The sequence below is a fragment of the Sphingobacterium sp. SYP-B4668 genome (genome assembly GCF_027627455.1).
Lineage (GTDB): Bacteria > Bacteroidota > Bacteroidia > Sphingobacteriales > Sphingobacteriaceae > Sphingobacterium.
The window spans coordinates 1635417-1659417 of the sequence record NZ_CP115483.1; the positions used below are offsets into that span (position 1 = coordinate 1635417).

Here is a 24001-nt window from a genome sequence, read left to right on the forward strand (position 1 = left end):
TAAACGTAAAGCCAATGAAACATTTTGTTATGCTATCCTGCCTCTTGGGTATGGTCGGGCAGTCACATGCTCAGGTCAAAGATAATGTCAAGACGACTTTTCAAAGTTCGAGAGAATGGAGACCAACTATCGACAATCGCGCAGATGCTGTCATGATATATGGAACTGGAGGTAATCCTTCTGACAAATCTAGACGAATCCCCTTTGAAGATCGAGTGAAATCCTGGCGGGATAGGGGATATATTACTCATTTTATGACGGGAATCGCTTGGGGTGAATACCAAGATTATTTCACTGGCGAGTGGGATGGTAAGAAGCATCTCGATGAAGGACAGGTGACTATGAAAGGGGATACCATATGGCACGGACATATGGTACCTTATATTGTACCGACTCAAAATTTTCTAAAATACCTGAAGGAAAAGCATGTCAAAAGGGTCATTGATGCGGGTATTGATGCCATTTTTATGGAGGAACCAGAATTTTGGGCAAGGGCGGGTTACAGCGAAGCTTTCAAGCGGGAATGGAAAAGCTACTACGGATTTGACTGGAGACCCCAACATGAATCTCCTGAGAATACGTATTTGTCAAATAAATTGAAATACTGGTTGTATTATAATGCCTTGAATGAGGTCTTTACCTATGCAAAAGAATACGGTAAGACCAAAGGTATGGATGTTAAATGCTATGTGCCGACACATTCGCTTGTCAACTACTCGCAATGGATGATCGTAAGCCCAGAGGCGAGCTTGGCTTCGCTCCCAAGCGTAGATGGCTACATCGCGCAGGTGTGGACTGGGACCTCGCGAGAGCCCAATTATTTTAATGGAATCGAGAAGGAGCGGGTGTTTGAAACTGCTTTTTTGGAATACGGCTCGATGGAGTCTATGACTGCACCGACGGGACGAAAAATGTTTTTCTTGACCGATCCAATCGAGGACTGGCCGAGAGACTGGGTGGATTATAAGAAAAATTATGAAGCGACCTTCACCGCGCAATTGCTATATCCTAAGATCGCGGACTACGAAGTGATGCCCTGGCCCGAACGTATTTATGAGGGGTTGTATAAGACAAGCGCAAATAGCGATAAGAAAGAGCAAATTCCTCGCCATTATTCTACGCAGATGCAGGTCATGATCAACAGCTTGAATACAATGCCGCAATCGGAAACGAAGGTGTCGGGCTCTAATGGAATCAGTGTATTGATGTCTAATTCGTTGATGTTTCAACGCTTTCCAAACCATGCTGGGTATGATGATCCGCAGTTGGCCAATTTTTATGGACAGGCATTGCCATTTCTAAAAAGAGGGGTGCCAGTTAAGACGGTACACTTGGAAAATGTAGGATATCAACAGGCACTTGCTGAGACGAAGGTACTGCTGATGACATATGCTAACATGAAACCCATGGAGCTCCAGTCGCATCAGCATTTGGCAGATTGGGTAAAAATGGGTGGAGCGTTGGTATACAGTGGCTCTGATCAAGATCCTTTCCAATCGGTACAGGAATGGTGGAACACCAAGGGTAATGCGTATGCAAGTCCTTCTGATCATCTCTTTGAATTAATGGGTATTTCGGCAGGAGCTAAAGAGGGTGTTTATAAGTATGGAAAAGGTACGGTAGCGATTATCAGGAAAGACCCGAAAGAGTTTGTTGTTAAGGCGAACAATGCACAGCAGTTGCTTGACGTAGTGAAGGATTTATATGAGAAGCAACCTAAGGCGGGCAAATTGGCCTTCAAGAATAGCTTTTATCTACAACGTGGCGTGTATGACCTAGTGGCTGTACTCGAAGAGAGTGTTAGCAATGAACCTTACCGAATTACTGGTCATTTGATTGATCTGTATAACCCTCAATTGCCGATATTGACTACAAAAATGGTCCAGCCGGGTGAACAAAGTCTGTTTCTGAACATTGACCGTGTGAAAGATAAAAAGAGACCTCAAGTGTTAGCGGCAGCTTCTAGGGCTTACAATGAGCAAATTGCATCTAATTCTTATGCGTATATTGCCAAAAGCCCAATAAATACAACCAATATATCAAGGGTGCTGCTGCCTCAAAAACCTAAAAGTGTGCAAGTAGATAATAAAGAGGTTTGGGAAGAACAAAACTGGGATCAGCAGACTAAAACGTACCTTCTTGGGTTTGAAAACAACCCGGATGGGGTATCGGTCATGTTTAAGTGGTAATTACATAATGGAAAGTGATAAATTAATCAAACAAGTGAAAATGAAGCATATCTTATTATTGGTAGTCGTACTTTTGAATTTTACGCATTTGGCAAAAGCCGAAAAGAAAGAGCCAATCGACTATGTCAGTATATTGGTGGGTACACAGTCCAAGCACTCCCTGTCGACAGGCAATACTTATCCCGCGATAGCACGCCCTTGGGGTATGAATTTTTGGACGCCGCAGACGGGTAAGATGGGTGATGGATGGGCATATGTGTATACTGCGGATAAGATACGTGGCTTTAAACAGACACACCAGCCTAGTCCATGGATCAACGACTATGGACAATTCTCTATTATGCCAGTGACCACCAAGCCTACATTTGATGAAGAGGAACGGGCAAGTTGGTTTTCGCATAAGGCGGAAACGGCATCCCCGCATTACTATAGTGTATACCTGGCCGATCACGATGTGGTCACGGAGATTAGCCCTACTTCAAGAGCTGCAATGTTCAGATTTACATTTCCTGAACGCGCCAAATCATATGTGGTGGTCGATGCATTTGACAATAATTCGTATGTCAAGATTATTCCCGGAAAAAACCGGATAGTAGGTTACACCACCAAAAATAACGGAGGTGTACCGGAGAATTTTAAGAACTATTTTATTATCGAGTTTGACAAGCCATTTACATACACAGCTGCGGTGCGTGACGGAAAGATAGAGGACAATAATTTGGAAGCTCAGGTAAACCATGCTGGCGGAATTATTGGCTTTACGACCAAAAAAGGGGAGCAAGTACATGCTCGGGTGGCGTCTTCATTTATTAGTCTGGAACAGGCAGAATTGAATCTGAAAGAATTAGAAAACAAATCTTTCGATCAGGTGAAAAATGAAGGCCGTAAGGAGTGGAATGAAGTGCTGGGAAAAATAGAAATTGAAGATAATAACATTGATAATCTTAGGACATTTTATTCGAATTTCTATAGAACGTTACTTTTTCCAAGAAGCTTTTACGAATACGATGCGAATGGAGAAGTAGTCCATTACAGTCCGTATAATGGACAAGTGCTACCGGGGTATATGTTTACGGATACCGGGTTTTGGGATACTTTTCGGAGTTTATTCCCGCTATTGAATGTGCTATTCCCGACGATGAACGAAAAGATGCAAGAGGGATTGGTGAATGCATATAAGGAAAGCGGATTTTTGCCGGAATGGGCCAGCCCTGGACATCGGGACTGTATGGTGGGTAACAACTCGGCGTCGGTGGTAGCGGATGCTTATATGAAAGGATTGAAGGGTTATGACATCGAGAAGCTATGGGAGGCAGTGGTACATGGGGCAAATGCGGTCCATCCACAGATCAGATCTACAGGCCGATTGGGATATGAGCACTATAACACACTAGGCTATGTACCGTATGATGTAAAAATCAACGAAAATGCAGCGCGTACATTGGAATATGCTTACAATGACTGGTGTATCTATCAACTTGGCAAGAAATTGGGGAAGCCGAAAAAAGAACTCGAAATATATGCACAACGTGCAATGAACTACAAGAATCTATATGATCCGAGCCACAAATTGATGCGTGGAAAGAATAAGGACGGTAATTTTCAATCACCATTTAACCCATTGAAATGGGGGGATGCTTTCACGGAGGGAAATAGCTGGCATTACACATGGTCGGTATTTCATGATCCACAAGGGTTAATAGATTTGATGGGGGGAACACGTGAATTTAACACGATGTTGGATTCTATTTTCAGCGTTCCGCCTTTATTCGACGAGAGCTACTATGGCTCGGTGATTCACGAAATTAGAGAAATGCAAATCATGAACATGGGGAATTATGCACATGGTAATCAACCTATCCAGCACATGATTTATCTCTATAACTATTCAAAGGAGCCTTGGAAGGCACAATACTGGACGCGAGAGGTAATGGATAAATTGTATAGCGCTAGTCCCGATGGATACTGTGGAGATGAAGACAATGGACAGACTTCGGCATGGTATGTATTCTCTGCACTGGGATTCTATCCTGTGTGTCCAGGCACAGACGAGTATATCTTAAGTGCACCGCTTTTTAAGAAGGCGACGGTAAAACTTGAGAATGGCAAGGAGGTCGTAATTAATGCACCGAACAACACGAAAGAGACACGTTACGTCAATACAATGAAGGTGAATGGTGCGGAATACAGTAAAAATTATTTGACGCATGACCTGTTGATGAAGGGAGCGAAAATTGATTACGGAATGTCTACTGTAGCCAATAAGAATAGAGGGGTGAATACAGCTGATTTGCCGTATTCCTTCAGTTCGGAGAAGAAGTAGATGAAAATATTACAGTCTTAAGAACGGAATAGTATAAGGCTGAACAGAGAAGGGGTTCCGCAATTGCGGAACCCCTTCTCTGCTTTTATATTGTTATCCGCCAGTGGGTGAATCGACACGATGTTCAATTGCGTTGGTGCAGTCTGAGCTATATGGATATTTCATATTAAGATAGGATTTGAATCTGTCAAATGAATGGGCATAGGGTGAAGTCCTCATGCTGCCTACTTTTTGGAAGTACGCATAGCCTTGATTTTTGTGATAGAGTCGTCTTGAATGAAATGTTTATAGGTTGCTGTTTCCATCCCATATAGGGCGAGTTTACCATCGGCATTGCAATGTATCCCAAAGCCATGCGTCTTGGTTAAGGGGGAAGCACGCATGCAGGCTTGTCCTTTAGAAAAAAAATCTGCCCTATGCCGGGGGTGCTCCGTCTTTAGCAAATCATATCGATAGGCAAATACTTCAAATAGGACGTCATCGGATGTGAATTGATAAGGGGCATTCCGAATAATTTCATATTGTAAAGCGGCAACGGTCTTTTTGTCTCCCCTTATGATAGGTGGGGTGCCAGCGGTTACTTTAGTATCTGGAGCCACTTCAATAAAGGTGTCAAAATAGTTAGTCGTATGTATTTGATTATTGTCTTTCATATTGTTTACGTCTATTATTTCTTTTAATTAAGTGGGGCTTCGGCAACTATGGAGCAACAATGTGAGAGTAGGGGGACCTATACTGTTGGGTTGAAGACTTTGAACCACTCAGACAAGGTGTGGCGGCCTACCTCATAAAAGTATTTTACTTGCCATGCTTGCGTTTTTGTCGCTTGTTTGCTGTTGGTTACTATCCAAGGTGGATATACGCGTATGCCTCGCTTGCCTTCTTTTTGTGGTGTGGATACGATACCCCTATGAATGAGGGTACACATAGGGAAGATAAACTGCCCCAGACGATTGTCTTCTCTTATCGTGATGATCAAGAAATCAAAACCATCTGACTGGGAGAACGGAACTGTAGTACCACAAACATCACGTTGCCAGATGGTAACGAATTGTCCGTTTTTGGCCGGGGTTATCTTGGCTGTGCGATGTAGAATGAGACATCCGTCTACTTCAAAAGTACAGGCATCATAGCGTTGACTCTCCTTATCCGCACGTTCATGGAATACGATCAGTCCTGCAGGTGTATATACCTGCTCTAGGATGCGACGTCGAATGGAAGATATAGAGGTGGTCAACGTTTGGTGTATTTGTATACAGAATTATGCCTTACCGAATACAGTCGTTCGGATTTGTTTCTTACTTCCTGATAAATCAGCGGTATTGCTAATCTCCAAAACTCCTCCCTTGATGGTGTAATCTACACTGATACTCTTTGATTTTTGATCTTTGTCTAGGTATTTGAGTGTGATTTTAGAGCCATATAGCGCAAATGACCCTTCTATAGAAGTAGGGCTTTCTTGACCAATATTTCCTGTAAGCGTAAAGCTATCATCAGGGTAGAAATCAAGTGCTATGTGACTGATTTTGATGTCTTTTTTGTCTATAATTTTTCCGTTTTCGTATGTTTCTATTTGTTGGGATAAACCAATCCATTGGGCAACAATAGGATCGTCACTGCTGTCTTTTGCACAAGAGGCTACAATCGTCGTTAACAAGACAATGATAATGCCTAGTTTGAAGGTATTCTTTAGTATTTGCATGGTATAGCTATTTTTGGATAACAAACCTAAATAAATTCTTTTGTAATAGAAATGACGTTCATTTAAAAATGATTGGTTTGTGCTTTATATTTGGAAGAATATCTCGAAAGGCACCTGGTTTTATTCGCACATGTGTGCCTGTTGAGGCTTTTTGTTGCCGGAAATACAAAATAGATTGAAGAGTGTGAAAGCGAATGAAAAATTATGTATTGTAGCTAGGCGGCTACTTTAGTTTGATGGGCATGCAACTAAATTAGCTTAAACCGATGTCGAAGAAAAGGCTTGCCCTTGTTTCGATCATCGGATTATTTGTGGGTATATTCCGATGTCGAAGAGAGTGGGGACATGTGTTTTCATCCTGTTTTACATGAGTAGGCTGATGGGGTTTATTTTTCAGAGATATGAAGTGTCACGCGGTGAGAAGTAGTTGTGTAGGATGTAGTAAATGTTGCGATATTGTTGGTAAACGCTCTCTTAACACTTTAATAATATTTCTTCTTATTGGTGGTGACATATGGGATGGCTGAATCTGGGCAATGGGATGTTTCTGGTATTTTTCTCTGCTTAAACTGACTATCAGCAGGTTAAATTGTTACGTTCTTCAGTGACATATTATATGTACAACCTTCGATTTTATACATTGGGTTAGAAATTATTTCTACATATATCAATTCTACTTCCGTCTCTTTACAAGATGAATGCAAGGGTTAACTCGTTTAATTTTAGTGTTTTAACATTTTTTAACAAAAATTAACATTTTGTGATTTTTGATGAAGTTTGAAATTTTCATAACTTTTGATATATTTTTATCTTTTGAGATTATGTTTTAAATAACAAATAGCATTTCAACTTTATAGGGCCATATTTATGTTACATTTTATTACTTTTTCACGACAAATATGTCTATTAAGGATTGCGCTCAGAGTAGTGTACCTATCATATATTTTTTGCAATAGGGCGTAGGTAAAATACAATAATTCCGTTGCAGTTGTGATATAATTCATTCGATTTTGAATACAATATCTCATCTTTTTCCTCTCTAAGTTTATGTTTAAACATTATTTGATTAGTGTGATGATTTCTGTGTAGTGTTCTTACGTCCTTTCTATTCGTTTGAGTTAATTGATTCTAAAATTTTCATTTATCGCTATTTATTAACCAAATAGAAACTTATTATTTTTTAAAAAATATTTACGATTTGATAATTTATTAAATACCTTTGTCATGTAGCTAAAAAATGACATTGGTCACTTTTTTTTGTGATGGATATTATTTTGAAGCTTTTTTGCAGATACTTAGAAAAACATTATTGCCTAGGAATTGACAGTTCCAAAAACTGTTTGAATTGAAAAGGAAAAAATTGCTTATGAAACCGCAAACTAATTTATTAGCCTTGCCAAAGAGGATTTGGCATTCATTGACATTATTTGCTATTCTGGTGATGGCTGTACCGATATTCGGGTATGGGCAGACCAAGGAGTATGCAACGGTTGCTCCAAGTAGTGGAGCTATTGCTGTTGGCCTTTTCGGCACTGGAGCTTCTGGTGTTAGCGGGGCTTCCAATGCAGCTGATATCAATGATTTGAACAGTTATGCCGAGATGACCTCAACTAGAATCGTGGCCGGACTGTTAGGTTCTGGAGATGGATGGCTACAACTGAAGTTCGGAAATAATCTGGCCGCAAAAGACTGGGTTTATATTCGCTATTCGGATATTAGTCAAGAAGGTTTAGTAGTGGGTTTAGGTGCCCTGTTGGGAGCTCCTGCTAATTTCATACAAGCAACGTTGTATAAAAACGCCAACGCTTCAGGTGCTGGAAGTGCAATTGCTGGTGATGTTAATGTAAAATTTGTTACGGATAACAGTGGAACCACATACATTGCTGTTCAATCGCCCAATAATACTGAAACGTTTAATTCGGTGAGAATTAAATTGACATTTGGCTCCAATGTAAATGTTTTAGCAACTCGAAAGATTAAAATTCATAATGCTTATGCCTTGTCGGGCGTTGCTGCGTGCAACCCAGTTGCGTTCGCTGGAGATGGCGAAGCTACCGGCATTAGCGTGAATTTGGGTGGTTTACTTGGAGCAGATAGAAAAATTGTTGAGAATCCAAGTTTTGCTATTGATCAAAATACATCAAATTATTCCACATTGAGTGGTAGTCTTCTTTCTGTTGTAGGGAATTTTTCCCAAAGTTTTTATTTCCCAACAGTTTCGGAAGCAAATTCTAAGTTGAAGGTTCGACTTCAACTGAGCCAAGCTGTAGCCAACGTGAATCTGCTAGGCGGTTACTATGTAAGAGCTTACAACGGAAATAATCCTATCCCTGTAGTTGACCATACGTTCCAAGGTGGATTAATTGGCGGTTTAGATTTGCTCGGTATATTGAGTACGGGGGGTATCGCGACGTTGTCGCTAGACGCTATAGGAGTCTATGATAGAGTAGAGGTCGGAATGATTGGTGCAGTGGGTGTAAATGTGGGGGCCGACCTACGGATATATGGAGTTACGCGGACTAGTGCGTCATGTCCAGAGCCTCCTCCGACAGCAAGTCCGCTATTTCAACCAGTTTGCGCAAATGCAACAATTGTGTCGTCTTCGAATGCAGATGATCCTCAATTGGCCGTAGATGATAACTTTGATAGTTATGCAACCTTACGTTCAGATGCGGGAATTCTGGTAGGCCTTGCCAATAGAGCCGGACACCTAGAAGCGAAATTTGATGCTGAGGTTCCTGCTGGAAAGACAGCTTATATTCGTATTGATTACGATCAAGATGTCTTGAAGTCTCTGTTGGCGGGTAGTATTGGAGATTTAGTCGGTGGATTGGTAAATGGTTTAGTATTAGGGAATCATTTCTTTGAAGTACAACTGAAGAATGGTAATTCAGAAACTTTAAATACATCTAGTGCTAATCTCTTTGCTTCATCGAATGGTCAAGTGAAAATTGTACAAGACAAGACTGGAAGATATTACATCGCAATAAAGGCAAATCAACCTTTTACAAATATCAGATTGACAGATAGAACAACATCTGTAGTAGGACTGTTGTCTTCAGATAAGTATTTAAATGTGTATAGTATCTGTTACGATAACAGTACTGATATATGTAATCAGGCATTCTCAACTTCTTATGAAGGGTCGGGTATCAGTTTAGGTTTGTTACAACTTGGTAAGACAGGGGTCATCAATGCACAAAATGCTATTGATGATAATGAAACTACTTTTTCTGAAATTAACCTTGGTGTATTGAGTGTGGCAGGCTCTATGTCGCAATACATAAATTATAACTCATTAAGTGATCCGAAATCTGTATTTAAAATAAAATTAGCTTTAGCTGCTAGTAAGACACTAAATGTTGATTTGTTAGGAGCATATGAAGTGCTGGCTTATAACGGTAATACGGAAGTATATCGCAGAACACTAAGTTCTGGTTTATTAAATGGCACCGATCTTCTGGGATTGTTAGGAGGACAAGAGTCCACGATTACGTTTGCGCCCGGAAAGGCATTTGATCGTATAGAGATTCGAGTGAATGGCTTGTTAGGCGTTAGCGCTTTTGAGTCAGCCGTAAAGGTATACGATGTGAAGCGTTTTGGACCTGCCGGTTCAGGCTGTGAGGATCCAGGCTTCGTTTTGCCTCCTGCTACCGATGATCCGTTCGAAATTCCAGCCTGTGACGCTACTGTTGTAGATTCGAAACATGCGGATTACCCTTGGTTAGCTGCTGATGGTAATAACGAATCGTTTGCGACATTAACAGCAAGCAGTGGATCCTTATTGGGAATCGGAGCGTACTCCGGATTCTTAGAATATGAAATAGCTGGTGGAGTTGATGCTAATAAGACTACCTATGTACGCATAGACATGGAAGATAATATCTTGGATCGTCTACTAAGCGGTACATTAGGTAATTTGGTAGGAGCAGTGGGAGGTTTAGTTTTAGGCGATCACTATTTTACTGTAGAGGCTAAAACAGCAACTGGAGGTACTACGGTACTAACGGGCTCAAGTGCAAATGCATTTGTTGGAACCACAGGTGGAGACTTGCGGATTGTTCAAGACAATATTGGACGTTATTATATCGCAATTACACCTAACCAAGCATATCAAAACATAAAGATAACCGAGCATTTCCCTGCTTTGGTAAATACAAAAGATGCGGTCTCCATGAAAATCTTTGAGGCTTGTAGGGAAATTGGTTTGGACAATTGTCTACCCGCTCAGTTTACATCGTTTGATCAGTCGGGACTTTCATTAGGGCTGTTAAATGGAGCAGGAGTGAAAGATGCAGATCACGCAATCAGTGTCAACTCATCTGATTATTCGGAGATTAGCACGGGGACAGTAGCGATCGCAGCTGAGGTTGCGCAACGAATCTATTTCAATAAGCTTTCTGCTGCTGGAGATACGTTAAAAGTGCGTTTACAAATGGATCCTGCTAGTTTGGCAGCGGTGGATTTGGTTGGACGTTATAAAATTGTGACCTACAATGGAAGTGCCGTGGCAGAAACCTTTACTTTGCAGCAAGGATTAATCAATAATTTGAACTTATTGGATTTATTCAACTCTGGTGGGGTACAAACCTTGACCTTCCAAACGAATACAGCATATGATCGTGTGGATGTGGTTGCGGGATCGCTTTTGAGTGTTGCTTTGACTCCAGCAATTCGTCTGTACGAAGTGAAACGGATAGGTGCGGGATGTCCATCAACGACGATTCCTTCTCCATTCGAAAATCCGGTATGTGTAACAACAATCAAGGCTTCTTCAAACGCGGATAATATTTCGAATCTATTCGATAACGATTTTGATTCGTATGCAACCCTAAGATCTGGATCTAATTCTTTATTAGGACAGTTATTAGGAGGTCAACCGAATCAATATACAGGATTTGTAGAACTAGGATTTGATGCACCAGTGACTGCCAATAAAACCGCTTATGTACGCATTGATTTTGAACCAACATTATTGAATAAATTATTAGCAGGAAGTATTGGTGGTACCTTAGCTGGTGTAGTAGACGGTCTAATATTAGGAGATCACTTCTTCCATGTGCAAGCTATAAGCGGAAATACAATTGTACTAGAGGGTGGTAGCAACGATAATTTTGGAAATAATAACGATCGTATCCGAATTGTTCAGGATGCATTGGGACGTTACTACATAGCCATCACGCCAACAGCTAATTTTGATGCCATCCGTATTACAGACCATACACGTACAGGACTTCCATTGGTAGCACAAGGAAATTCGATGAATGTGTATGGTGCATGTGTCGACAATCCGTTGACAGACTGTCAACCGGTATTCACTACATCCTATGATGCTAAGGGGCTTTCCTTGGATGCGGCCGGCTTGGCAGGTAGTGGAGTCACGAATGCAAATCATGCTATTGACGCGAATACCACAAACTACTCGGAGATTAGTCTAGGTGTAGTAGGAGTGGGCACGTCAGTAAAACAGCTATTTGACTTCCGCAAAGTAGCATTGGCTAGTGAAATTGTTAATATTAAATTGCAGTATGGTTCAGGTGCTTTGGATGCCAACCTCATTGGTGGTTTGGAAATCGTCGCCTATAAAGGCGCTACTCCAGTTAAAACTTTGGACGTACAAAGTGGATTGATCAACGGACTGAATGTCTTAGATATATTGAACAATGGAGCAACTGGAATTATTCCGTTTGCACCGGGTGTTGAGTTCGATCGTATCAGTGTAGGATTGAGTGGTGCCGTAGCGGTGGGTGTACTTCCTGCTTTACGGGTATATGCAATCGAGAAAGATTGTAACACACCAATGTTTAAATCTTGGAAATCATTTGTTGTCAATAACAATACAAATATCAAGACTGTAAAAGGTGGTGAGGAAGTAGAATATACGATCCATATACGGAATACCGGTAGTGTGGCATTGAATGACTATATCATTACAGATGCTATTCCTTCCAATACAACTTTTGTATCTGCCGCTAACGGCGGAAGTGAGGTTGGAGGTATTGTAACATTTAGTGGTGTTGATATTGCAGCGGGAGCTACAGCAACGGTGAGCTTTAAAGTGGATGTGGATGCGGACTTAACAGGTGTTACTGAAATACGTAACGTAGCATTGGTTAAGAAAGACGCTACTGATCCTGGTACGGAGACATTGCCACCATCACCAACGGATCCAAACGAACCGGATGAGACAGGTGGTACGGGAACTATTATACCAGTGACACCAGTATCTACTATCGTTACTTGGAAAGCAGCGGACAAAACGGCTGTACAAGGAGGTGAAGATATTACCTATACTATTTATATTAAAAATACAGGTAACCAGGCCTTGACAGGTGTATCGATTACAGATCCGATTCCTGCGGGAACGGTTTATAAATCGGGCGGTACCTCTGATGGCACAACGATTACTTTGGCTGGAATTAACATTCCTGTCGGAGCGACTGTTCCAGTGACGTTCATTGTTACGGTGAAGAATGATCTTACAGGCTTAACAAATATCAGCAACGTAGCTACTGTCACAGCTGGAGGTACTCCAGTGCCGACGACTCCTGCAGACCCTACAAATCCTACACTTGGGCCTGATGCGACTAAAAATCCAGGAGATCCTACGTTGGTGCTAGTTACAGATAACTTTGCGTTAGTTTCTTGGAAGAATGCGGTTGTCAATAATGACCCTGCTGTTACTACAGTAAAAGGTGGGGAAGTAATCGAATATACTATTTATGTTCGCAACACGGGTAATAAGGATTTGAATAATGTAGTGATCAATGATCCATTGCCAGCTGGTACGACGTTAGTATCAGGTAGTCTACCGTTTACGATTGCATCGTTGAAAGTTGGTGCTACTTCTACAGGGTATACATTTAAAGTAAAAGTGAATGAAAATCTTACAAGTGTAAGTGAAATAAAGAATATTGCGAAGGTCATTAGTACTGAAATCACGACTGAGCAGGAAAGCTACCCTTCTGAGGTAGGTAATCCGAATGAACCGGATGTGACTAAACCAGCTGGTACAGTGACTCCTGTCATCCCTGTTAATAGTATCGATTTAACATTAACGGGTGTTAGTGACGGAGCTGTTACTAGCATGGCCGCTAGTGACGATCAAATAACTTATACAGTTACCGTAACAAATACAGGTAACAAGGATTTAGTGGCTCTTGATTTGGCAACTACTATTCCAGCAAATACAACTTCTGTAAATAATGGTGTTTTCACTGCCAATGGAACAAATTTAACTTTTACCATACCGACTTTGGGGGTTGGTCAGACAGAGACTTATACTTTTGTTGTAGAAGTGGGTACGATAGATAATGCTGTTGTAACTTCTATTAACAATACTGTTACAGCTAGCAATGCTCTTGTCACCGACACGAAGACGCATAGAATGTTGACGGATTGTACACCGGTTGTAGCTGGCAATTTGACATTGACATCTTCAGAGCCAAGTGTTTGTATTGGCGGATCCATTACCTTAGAAGGTGCTGTAAGTGGTGTTGCAGGAGTAGATCCAAGTATGATCAAATGGTACCGTGCTTATAATGCAGGTACGGGTGCAGTAAGTGGTTATTTAGGAGCTGGGGCATCTGTGGTGGTAACTCCTACTACAGTTGGCGCTACTAAATATTATGCAGTTGTCGACGGAGCAGGGTTCTGTTTTGACAATCCACCTGCAGAGATACCAATTACGGTGAATGCTTTACCGGCTACACCAACAATTACACCGAGTTCAGCTACTGTTTGTGAAAGTGAACAAGTGACCCTAACGGCTACAGGCGGTACGACTTATATCTGGTCAAAAGTAGGAGTAGCAACTCCATTGGCTGAGACATCTGCTACATTGACTCTTCTTGGAGCATTGACGGATGCCGGACAATATACAGTGAGGGCCGTGAATGGAGGTTGTACTAGTGATGTATCTGCTGCTGTACAAGTGTTGATTAATCCTAAACCTGCAAAACCAGTATTGACGGCTTCAGCAAATGGAGTTTGTGTGGGTGAGATTATTACATTAACCTCGGATGCAACAGGTACACATCAATGGTTTAAAGATGGCCAGCCTATTGTTGGTGCAGTTAACACCAATACACTTACTGTAGCAGCTGGGGGAGTCTATACTGCTCAGGTTACAGATGCTACTACAGGTTGCGCTAGTGAGGTGTCTGATGGATTGACCGTTACCGTGAATCCTGCACCTGTAATCGTATTTAACGAACCAACTTCTTACACAATAGAAGTTAATCAAACGCTTACTTTGCCAACTTATGCAAGCGAAGCTGATGTTACTTATCAATGGAAGGATCAAACGGGAACAAACTTTAATGGAACTGTAGTAGGACCATTTGCTAGCCCAGGTACGCATGTTTATACGTTGATAGCGACCAATAGCACAACAGGTTGTCAAACAGCTTCGAGCGTTACAATCCGTGTATTCAATGCAGGGGAGTGCCCTCCAGTATTTATTAGAGTATATGGCAATGATGCGCAACAGCATGGTAAGTCTCTTTTAGGGGATGTAACGAATCCAAGTCAAGCAGCTGACCAAAATCCTTCAACCTTCAGTACATTGACTGATGGAGTGAATGTTGGAAATCTATTAGGAAAGACTTTCCAAAACATTAAATGGTCAGGTAGTCCAATTGCCGCTGGTACACCGGTAACGGTTAAACTAGGTAAATCCATGACAGTTGCACAAGTAATTGGCGGTCTGCTTGTCGAACCGATTGACGCCGCTGGAAATTCAGTGGGTGCACCTCAAATTGTCGACGGAGATATAGCAAACATCGTTGCCGGGGAGAATATCTACGACTTTACATTTACACCTACGAATGCTGCTGGAGCGCTAGTGCCTTATAGTGGCGTGAAGGTTCATTTAATAGGATTGATAACAGCAGGACAATCTGTAAACCTTTACGAAGCGTATTATCATAGTGCGGGTACACCGGATTGTACTAATCCAAATGGTGTAATCGATATCTTACATGGTATTGAACGTCCAATAGGTGGCGTAGGCGTATTAAACGCATTGAACTTCGTAACAGATGCTACAAATGCTGTGGACGGAAATGAAGCCACTTCTGCGCTATTGAATAACGTAGTAAACGTCAACGCTTATACACGTTTGGAGGTTGCTTATAATACACCAGCGCTTGTAGGTGACACCTTGACAATCAAATTGGAAACTCCAAGTTCGTTGTTGACTGTCGGATTATTGCAGGCATTTACGATTCAACCTTACTTAGGTAATGTAGCGGTAGGTGCTCCAATCCATAATGATGCAAGTTTATTGAATATTACACTCCTTGATGGAGGAAATAAGGCGGATGTGAAGTTCATTGCTAATGCACCTTATGATAGAATTAAGATTCTATATGGAGGTTTAGTTACCGCCTTGTCACAATTAAAAGTAAATGAGATTACACGTACAATTCCAGCGGTAGTCGCCGGACCAAATAATGATAATGTATTTGAGATTTGCCCTGGAGATGATATTACCATCCCAGCGCCAGATAATTGTACAACATATGAGATATACGATGCTATCACTGGGGGTAATAAAGTAGATATTACGAAACTTGCCCCAGGTACGCATACGCTTTATGTACAGACCATCCGCTTCGGTACTTGTGCAGTTGGCACACGTACAGAAATCGAGGTAAGGGTTAAACCTGCCGGTGTTGTGGCTGACATAGCCGATATCTTGGTCAACGGTATGGACCCAAGCGCACCATTGTGTATCGCACCGGGTATCGATGTTATATTAACGACGGGACTTAGCGCAACTAGCACTATTGTTAACCCAATATTCCACTGGTACGATGCGGCAGGAGTTGCGATCACAGGTGGGGCAAACGGTACATTGAACATCGGAGCATTAGCTGCTGGTACTTATACATACAGTGTCGGGGTTAGTGGAGACGGTGTCTGTGAAAGTGATGCTGCAGACCACAAGACGGTTACCTTCACGATCTTGCCTACTGGAGCTGTTACGGACATCGCTGACATCTTGGTCAACGGTATGGATCCTAGCGCGCCATTGTGTATCGCCCCTGATGTAGACGTTGTCTTGACGACAGCGCTTACGGCAGCAAGCACGATCACCAACCCGGTATTCCACTGGTACGATGCGGCAGGAGTTGCGATCACAGGTGGGGCAAACGGTACATTGAACATCGGCAAATTAGCTGCCGGTACATACACTTACAGCGTAGGAGTGAGCGGCGACGGTATCTGTGAGAGTCTGGCCTCAGACCGCAAGACGGTTACCTTCACGATCTTGCCTACGGGAGCTGTTACGGACATCGCTGACATCTTGGTCAACGGTATGGATCCTAGCGCGCCATTGTGTATCGCCCCTGATGTAGACGTTGTCTTGACGACAGCGCTTACGGCAGCAAGCACGATCACCAACCCGGTATTCCACTGGTACGATGCAGCAGGAGTTGCGATCACAGGTGGGGCAAACGGTACATTGAACATCGGAGCATTAGCTGCCGGTACATACACTTACAGCGTAGGAGTGAGCGGCGACGGTATCTGTGAGAGTCTGGCCTCAGACCGCAAGACGGTTACCTTCACGATCTTGCCTACTGGAGCTGTTACGGACATCGCTGACATCTTGGTCAACGGTATGGATCCTAGCGCGCCATTGTGTATCGCCCCTGATGTAGACGTTGTCTTGACGACAGCGCTTACAGCAGCAAGCACGATCACCAACCCGGTATTCCACTGGTACGATGCAACAGGAGTTGCGATCACAGGTGGAGCAAACGGTACATTGAACATCGGCAAATTAGCTGCCGGTACATACACTTACAGCGTAGGAGTGAGCGGCGACGGTATCTGTGAGAGTCTGGCCTCAGACCGCAAGACGGTTACCTTCACGATCTTGCCTACTGGAGCTGTTACGGACATCGCTGACATCTTGGTCAACGGTATGGATCCTAGCGCGCCATTGTGTATCGCCCCTGATGTAGACGTTGTCTTGACGACAGCGCTTACGGCAGCAAGTACGATCACCAACCCGGTATTCCACTGGTACGATGCAGCAGGAGTTGCGATCACAGGTGGGGCAAACGGTACATTGAACATCGGCAAATTAGCTGCCGGTACTTATACATACAGCGTAGGAGTGAGCGGCGACGGTATCTGTGAGAGTCTGGCCTCAGACCGCAAGACGGTTGCCTTCACGATCTTGCCTACTGGAGCTGTTACGGACATCGCTGACATCTTGGTCAACGGTATGGATCCTAGCGCGCCATTGTGTATCGCCCCTGATGTAGACGTTGTCTTGACGACAGCGCTTACGGCAGCAAGCACGATCACCAACCCGGTATTCCACTGGTACGATGCGGCAGGAGTTGCGATCACAGGTGGGGCAAACGGTACATTGAACATCGGCAAATTAGCTGCCGGTACATACACTTACAGCGTAGGAGTGAGCGGCGACGGTATCTGTGAGAGTCTGGCCTCAGACCGCAAGACGGTTACCTTCACGATCTTGCCTACGGGAGCTGTTACGGACATCGCTGACATCTTGGTCAACGGTATGGATCCTAGCGCGCCATTGTGTATCGCCCCTGATGTAGACGTTGTCTTGACGACAGCGCTTACGGCAGCAAGTACGATCACCAACCCGGTATTCCACTGGTACGATGCAGCAGGAGTTGCGATCACAGGTGGGGCAAACGGTACATTGAACATCGGCAAATTAGCTGCCGGTACTTATACATACAGCGTAGGAGTGAGCGGCGACGGTATCTGTGAGAGTCTGGCCTCAGACCGCAAGACGGTTACCTTCACGATCTTGCCTACTGGAGCTGTTACGGACATCGCTGACATCTTGGTCAACGGTATGGATCCTAGCGCGCCATTGTGTATCGCCCCTGATGTAGACGTTGTCTTGACGACAGCGCTTACGGCAGCAAGCACGATCACCAACCCGGTATTCCACTGGTACGATGCAGCAGGAGTTGCGATCACAGGTGGGGCAAACGGTACATTGAACATCGGCAAATTAGCTGCCGGTACATACACTTACAGCGTAGGAGTGAGCGGCGACGGTATCTGTGAGAGTCTGGCCTCAGACCGCAAGACGGTTACCTTCACGATCTTGCCTACTGGAGCTGTTACGGACATCGCTGACATCTTGGTCAACGGTATGGATCCTAGCGCGCCATTGTGTATCGCCCCTGATGTAGACGTTGTCTTGACGACAGCGCTTACGGCAGCAAGTACGATCACCAACCCGGTATTCCACTGGTACGATGCAGCAGGAGTTGCGATCACAGGTGGGGCAAACGGTACATTGAACATCGGCAAATTAGCTGCCGGTACTTATACATACAGCGTAGGAGTGAGCGGCGACGGTATCTGTGAGAGTCTGGCCTCAGACCGCAAGACGGTTACCTTCACGATCTTGCCTACTGGAGCTGTTACGGACATCGCTGACATCTTGGTCAACGGTATGGATCCTAGCGCGCCATTGTGTATCGCCCCTGATGTAGACGTTGTCTTGACGACAGCGCTTACGGCAGCAAGTACGATCACCAACCCGGTATTCCACTGGTACGATGCAGCAGGAGTTGCGATCACAGGTGGGGCAAACGGTACATTGAACATCGGCAAATTAGCTGCCGGTACATACACTTACAGTGTTGGTGTGAGCGGCGACGGTATCTGTGAGAGTCTGGCCTCAGACCGTAAGACGGTTACCTTCACGATCTTGCCTACGGGAGCGGTTACGGACATCGCTGACATCTTGGTCAACGGTATGGATCCAAGTGCACCATTGTGTATCGCACCCGATGTAGACGTTGTCTTGACGACTGCGCTTACGGCAGCAAGTACGATTACCAACCCGGTATTCCACTGGTACGATGCGGCCGGAGTTGCGATCACAGGTGGAGCAAACGGTACATTGAACATCGGCAAATTAGCTGCCGGTACCTATACATACAGTGTTGGTGTGAGCGGCGACGGTATCTGTGAGAGTCTGGCCTCAGACCGCAAAACGGTTACCTTCACAATTTTGCCTACGACAAAACCTGAAGATATCGCAGGTATTGAAGTCAATGGTAAAGATCCATCAGGTAGTATATGTATCGAACCTACAGATGAAACCATTCTTACGGCGAAGTTGACGGCAGCAAGTACGATTACCAACCCTGTATTCCACTGGTACGATGCAGCAGGAGTTGCCATAACAGGTGGAGCCAATGGTACATTGAACTTAGGTGTCATGGCACCAGGTACTTACACATATAGTGTGGGTGTGAGCGGAGATGGTATCTGCGAAAGCCTGGCTGCTGATAGAAAAGTGGTCACCTTTACAACAGTATTCTGCCGATCAGATTTATCCATCACAAAAGTTGCTGATCAGCAAACAGTGAACGCTGGAACAAACACCAGCTTTACAGCAACGATTACCAATAACGGTCCAGCTATCATAGCGGTTGGTGAAATCATCAATCTAGGAGAGATGCCAAGTGAGGGCTTGACGATTACTGGATACGAAGTGACATCTGCCAATGGCACAGCCGCTGGTACAGCAAACACCGCTACGGTAACTACTACTAAAGCAATTGCTGTAGGTGGTACGATAGTCGTGAAAGTGACAGCAGCAGTCTCTGCAAATGCACCGGCAACGATTAGTAATGGTATCAAGGTTTGGGGGCCAGATAAGCCAACTACCGAAGATCCGGATGATGAAGACGAGACTCCAGAAATACCAGTAATACGTGAATCTAAAATGAGTATCACGAAAGTTGCTGATCAAACTAGTGTGAAAGCCGGTGAAACCACGACGTTTACATTGACAATCAAAAATGAAGGACCTGCGGATATAGCAGTAGGTAAGGATATCAGTTTGGTGGAGCGTCCAGGTGAGGGCGTGACCATCAATACCTACAGCATGGTGAGTAGCAACGCGACGGTGAGTGGCGCAGCTAATAGTGCTAAAGTAACGACTACAGCAGTGATTCCAGTTGGAGAAACCATCGTTGTGAAAGTAACGGCTACAGTAGATGAAGAGGCTCCGGAAACGATTACCAATGGTATAACAGTGTGGGGACCTGGTAAGGATCCAGGGAAAGACCCAGAGGATGATAAAGATGACACGGATCCGATTCCGGTTGAATACCCTAGAGTATTGGCAGTGGACGATCAAGCCGAAGTGAAAGCAGGCCAAAATGTTATCATAACAGTATTGGATAACGATCAAGAAGTCAAGTGGGCTATCGATCCTTCAACAGTTGAAATTGTTGTACAACCAACAAAGGGAACACATACAATCAATGTAGACGGTACGGTCTCCTACACAGCAGATAAAGCTGCAACAGGAACAGATGTATTCAGCTATCGTGTGAAAGATGTGAAAGCCAGATGGAGTAATGAGGCCGAGGTGACCGTGACGATATTAGATAATCCACTAGTGGTACCAAACGTATTTACACCAAATAACGATAATGTGAATGACGACTTTGTAATATTGGGAATAGAAGTTTATGATCGTATTAGTCTGAAGATTATCAATAGATGGGGTAATGAAGTATATCGGAACGATAACTACAAAAATGATTGGAATGGATCGGGATTGAATGCAGGTACATACTTCTACATCATTGAAGCGACTAAGGCGGGTAAGACGGATGTATTGAAAGGAACAGTCTTGATTAAGAGAAACTAAAATTGGTAAACGTATTATTTACATAAATAATAACAGCATGAAATACGGAAAATATGCAGCGATGATAGTAGCAGGATGCTTGGGCTTAACGAAAGTTAACGCCCAGCAAAGTATCCAGTTTACACAATATATGTTTAATTCCATGAGTGTCAATCCGGCGTATGCTGGATATAAAGAAGAGTGGTTTGCTCAGTTGGGACTTCGTAGTCAATGGACAGGACTAGATGGTGCTCCTAAAACGGGGACAGTATCACTGGATGGGGTACTCGATCCCTATACCAAACGACATGGAGTGGGGATGAACATTACCTCAGATAGGTTGGGGGCTCAGTCTGCTACATCATTCTATGCAAACTATGCTTTTCGTTTGCAATTAGATAATGAAGATACCCAACGTCTGAGTTTGGGTATTGCGGGGGGATTTACGCAGTATAGCCTAGATGGAAATAAGTTGCGACCTACTGAAGGGAATGATCAAGTGCTTCCTGACGGGAAAATTTCAGATCTAGTGCCGGACATCCGATTAGGTGTGTATTATTATAATCCGCGTTGGTATGCTGGGGTCTCGGTACAAGATTTATTCAATGGCACGAACTCAGGAAGCGACTATAGATTCAACCAAAATACAACGGAAAGTCTTTATCGCACCATTAATGGTTATTTTATTGCTGGGGCATTATTTGAACTGGATAAGGGGGTACATTTTAGACCAAGCATATTGATTAAAGAGGATTTTAAAGGGCCTACGGCTTTGGACCTAAATGCGATGTTTGTATTTAATGGAAAATTTTGGATAGGTGCCGGCTACCGCACAAGAGCAAAAGTGTTTAATCGCGAGTATCAAGATAGAACGGTCGATAAGTTGAGTTCTATGAATGCAGTCACAGGAATTGCACAATTTTATGCGACAGACCGTTTGAGGATTGGATATTCCTATGATGCAATGCTTAATAAGATGAGTGGCATACAGAATGGATCTCATGAGATAACCCTTGGTTTGACCTTTGGAAGAAGAGGTGCTACACAGTATTTGAATCCTCGTTTCTTCTAAGCTAAATAGATATAAGATGAATGTGTTTAAGAAACTAATTTTTGCAGCTGCCTTTAGCGCTTCAATAATAGGTGTAAGTCAGGTAGAAGCTCAAGAGCAGCTTTCTTTGCGAGACAAAGCGTATCAGTTTTATCTAGCAGGGGAATATGCCAAAGCGGCAAATATCTATGGTCGTATTCAAGAAAAAAAGGAATTGACGACTAAGGAAGTAGCGGCTGTTGCCGACGCTTTCTATCAAATTAATGAGTATAATTCGGCGGAACAATGGCTCCAGCGATTGACGCAACTCGATCCAAAAGATGCTGAAGCCTCTTGGAAATATGCGCGAATCCTGAAAATCAATGGTAAGTATGATGATGCTCGTACTAGCTTTTTGGAGTTCAAAAAGCACTTTCCGGAAAGCAAAGATATAACGCTCGAGCTAGCCGGATGTGACTCGGCATTGCTTTGGATGAAAGACCCAAGTGCACATGTGATTAAGAATGAGAATGAAGTCAATACCAGCTTTGCTGAATTCGGGATTTTGGCATTGAGTAATGGTGTACTATATACGGCCGAGCCTTCTGTTCAATCGGCAGCTATTAGTGGGATGACGGGAAATGCCTATCTCAAGATTTTTTCTGCTGGCAGGGACGATGATGGTATTTCGCTGAAATACCCGGTATTGATGGGGGATATTTTCAATGATGCTAAGTATCATGTCGGACCGGTAGCTTCTAATGAAGATCAAGATGTCCTTTTCGTCACGCGTACCTATGCCGGAAAAGATGCAGAAAAAGTCAAAAGAGATGGTATGCGATTTAAGAAGCATAATCTTGAATTGATGATTTACAAGAAGAGTGGTGAGACTTGGGTGGGAGAACCATTTCAGTATAATAATGTAGAGAAGTATTCAGTAGGACATGCAGGATTGAGTACCGATGGAAAAGTTTTGTACTTTGCTTCAGATATGCCTGGTGGAAATGGTGGAGTAGATATTTGGTATAGTCAACAAAATAGTGACGGTACATGGGCAACTCCTCAAAATGCTGGTCGGGAAGTCAATTCAGCAGGGGACGAAATGTTTCCTTCGCTTTTTGGTGATACATTATATTTCTCAAGCGACGGTTACGCAGGAATGGGCGGACTTGATATTTACAAGGCTATCGGCAGTAAGAGCAACTTTAAAGCAAGGCAAAGTTTGAAGTACCCAGTAAATTCTTCCGCAGATGATTTTGCATTTGTAGTAAGCGCAGATGATCAAGATCAACAGTACGGATATCTTTCTTCCAACAGATCTGGTGGTGCGGGTGACGATGATATCTATTCATTCGTATATACTAAGCCAAAGATTACAATTACGTTGCAAGGTAAAGTATATGACAAAGCGACATCTGAATTGCTGGATGGATCTACCGCGACGATGTTTGATGCGAAAGGTAAACTACTTTCTACCTTTCATGTAAATGGATCGAATTTTGAGCGTGAATTGGAAAAGAAAACCGCCTATAAAGTGGTGGTGACAAAAGAAGGTTATATGTCGGATTCTACTTTCATTGCAGCAATCCATCCAACAAAGGACACCACCGTATTTGCTACGTTTAATTTACAACCTGTAAATAAAAAGGGAATTACCTTTGTATTGGACAATATCTATTATGATTTTGATAAGTCTGACATTAGAAAAGATGCGGCAGTCGTATTGGATCAACTGGTCAATGTAATGAACGAGAATCCGACGTTGAAAATTGAGTTGTCCAGCCATACTGATAGTAGAGGGTCAGATAGTTATAATCTCAAGTTGTCAGATAGGAGAGCAAAATCTGCAGTGGATTACATCATAAGCCGAGGAGTAGCTAAAGAACGATTGGTTTCCAAAGGCTATGGCGAAACTAGGCTTGTTAATAATTGTGCAAATGGCGTGAAATGTTCAGAAGCTGAACACCAAGCAAATCGACGCACAGAAGTTGAGGTATTGGAATATTAAACCTTTGAAAAACATAATTAGTGAAGAAGCTGCCCTCCCAAGGCAGCTTTTTTTGTTTTAGTATTCGTACACTTTTATTTTTCT

Annotated in this window: 8 protein-coding genes; 5 read left to right on the forward strand and 3 right to left on the reverse strand. The window is 43.2% G+C overall.

Going from position 1 to position 24001, the window contains the following annotated elements:
* The first annotated feature begins 14 nt into the window (after positions 1–14).
* Both OQ289_RS06980 and OQ289_RS06985 read left to right on the forward strand, forming a co-directional pair.
* Positions 15–2189 carry a hypothetical protein gene (locus OQ289_RS06980; protein WP_270090012.1) on the forward strand — a complete coding sequence of 725 codons (2175 nt, stop codon included), beginning with the start codon at positions 15–17 and terminating at the stop codon, positions 2187–2189.
* Between the two features lie 40 nt (positions 2190–2229).
* On the forward strand, positions 2230–4512 hold the full coding sequence (locus OQ289_RS06985) for a GH92 family glycosyl hydrolase (RefSeq protein ID WP_270090013.1): 2283 nt from the start codon (positions 2230–2232) through the stop codon (positions 4510–4512).
* A 224-nt stretch (positions 4513–4736) separates the two neighbouring features.
* On the opposite strand, the gene OQ289_RS06990 is transcribed toward OQ289_RS06985, so the two are convergent.
* The 3 genes from OQ289_RS06990 to OQ289_RS07000 all read right to left on the reverse strand — a co-directional run bounded on the left by OQ289_RS06990 (position 4737) and on the right by OQ289_RS07000 (position 6214).
* Positions 4737–5165 (reverse strand): DUF6157 family protein, encoded by a 429-nt coding sequence (locus tag OQ289_RS06990; protein ID WP_270090014.1) that lies wholly within the window; start codon positions 5163–5165, stop codon positions 4737–4739.
* A gap of 77 nt (positions 5166–5242) precedes the next feature.
* A complete protein-coding gene (locus OQ289_RS06995) occupies positions 5243–5749 on the reverse strand; it encodes a MepB family protein (RefSeq protein WP_270090015.1) in 507 nt (168 codons plus the stop codon).
* Between the two features lie 24 nt (positions 5750–5773).
* Positions 5774–6214, reverse strand: coding sequence for a hypothetical protein (locus OQ289_RS07000; RefSeq protein ID WP_270090016.1), 441 nt, complete (start codon positions 6212–6214; stop codon positions 5774–5776).
* A 1366-nt stretch (positions 6215–7580) separates the two neighbouring features.
* Between OQ289_RS07000 and OQ289_RS07005 the strand changes: the two genes are divergently transcribed.
* From OQ289_RS07005 to OQ289_RS07015, 3 genes are read left to right on the forward strand one after another with little or no spacing between them, the layout of a single operon-like run.
* Positions 7581–20900, forward strand: coding sequence for an Ig-like domain-containing protein (locus tag OQ289_RS07005; protein WP_270090017.1), 13320 nt, complete (start codon positions 7581–7583; stop codon positions 20898–20900).
* A gap of 37 nt (positions 20901–20937) precedes the next feature.
* Positions 20938–21951, forward strand: a complete 1014-nt coding sequence (locus tag OQ289_RS07010) for a PorP/SprF family type IX secretion system membrane protein (RefSeq protein WP_270090018.1) — start codon at positions 20938–20940, stop codon at positions 21949–21951.
* A gap of 16 nt (positions 21952–21967) precedes the next feature.
* Complete coding sequence (locus OQ289_RS07015; RefSeq protein ID WP_270090019.1) at positions 21968–23917, forward strand: OmpA family protein; 1950 nt, start codon at positions 21968–21970, stop codon at positions 23915–23917.
* Positions 23918–24001 lie beyond the last annotated feature (84 nt).

Coding starts and splice junctions, on each gene's coding strand:
- OQ289_RS06980 (WP_270090012.1), top strand. CDS start 15: ATGAAACATTTTGTTATGCTATCCTGCCTCTTGGGTATGGTCGGGCAG.
- OQ289_RS06985 (WP_270090013.1), top strand. CDS start 2,230: ATGAAGCATATCTTATTATTGGTAGTCGTACTTTTGAATTTTACGCAT.
- OQ289_RS06990 (WP_270090014.1), bottom strand. CDS start 5,165: ATGAAAGACAATAATCAAATACATACGACTAACTATTTTGACACCTTT.
- OQ289_RS07000 (WP_270090016.1), bottom strand. CDS start 6,214: ATGCAAATACTAAAGAATACCTTCAAACTAGGCATTATCATTGTCTTG.
- OQ289_RS07005 (WP_270090017.1), top strand. CDS start 7,581: ATGAAACCGCAAACTAATTTATTAGCCTTGCCAAAGAGGATTTGGCAT.
- OQ289_RS07010 (WP_270090018.1), top strand. CDS start 20,938: ATGAAATACGGAAAATATGCAGCGATGATAGTAGCAGGATGCTTGGGC.
- OQ289_RS07015 (WP_270090019.1), top strand. CDS start 21,968: ATGAATGTGTTTAAGAAACTAATTTTTGCAGCTGCCTTTAGCGCTTCA.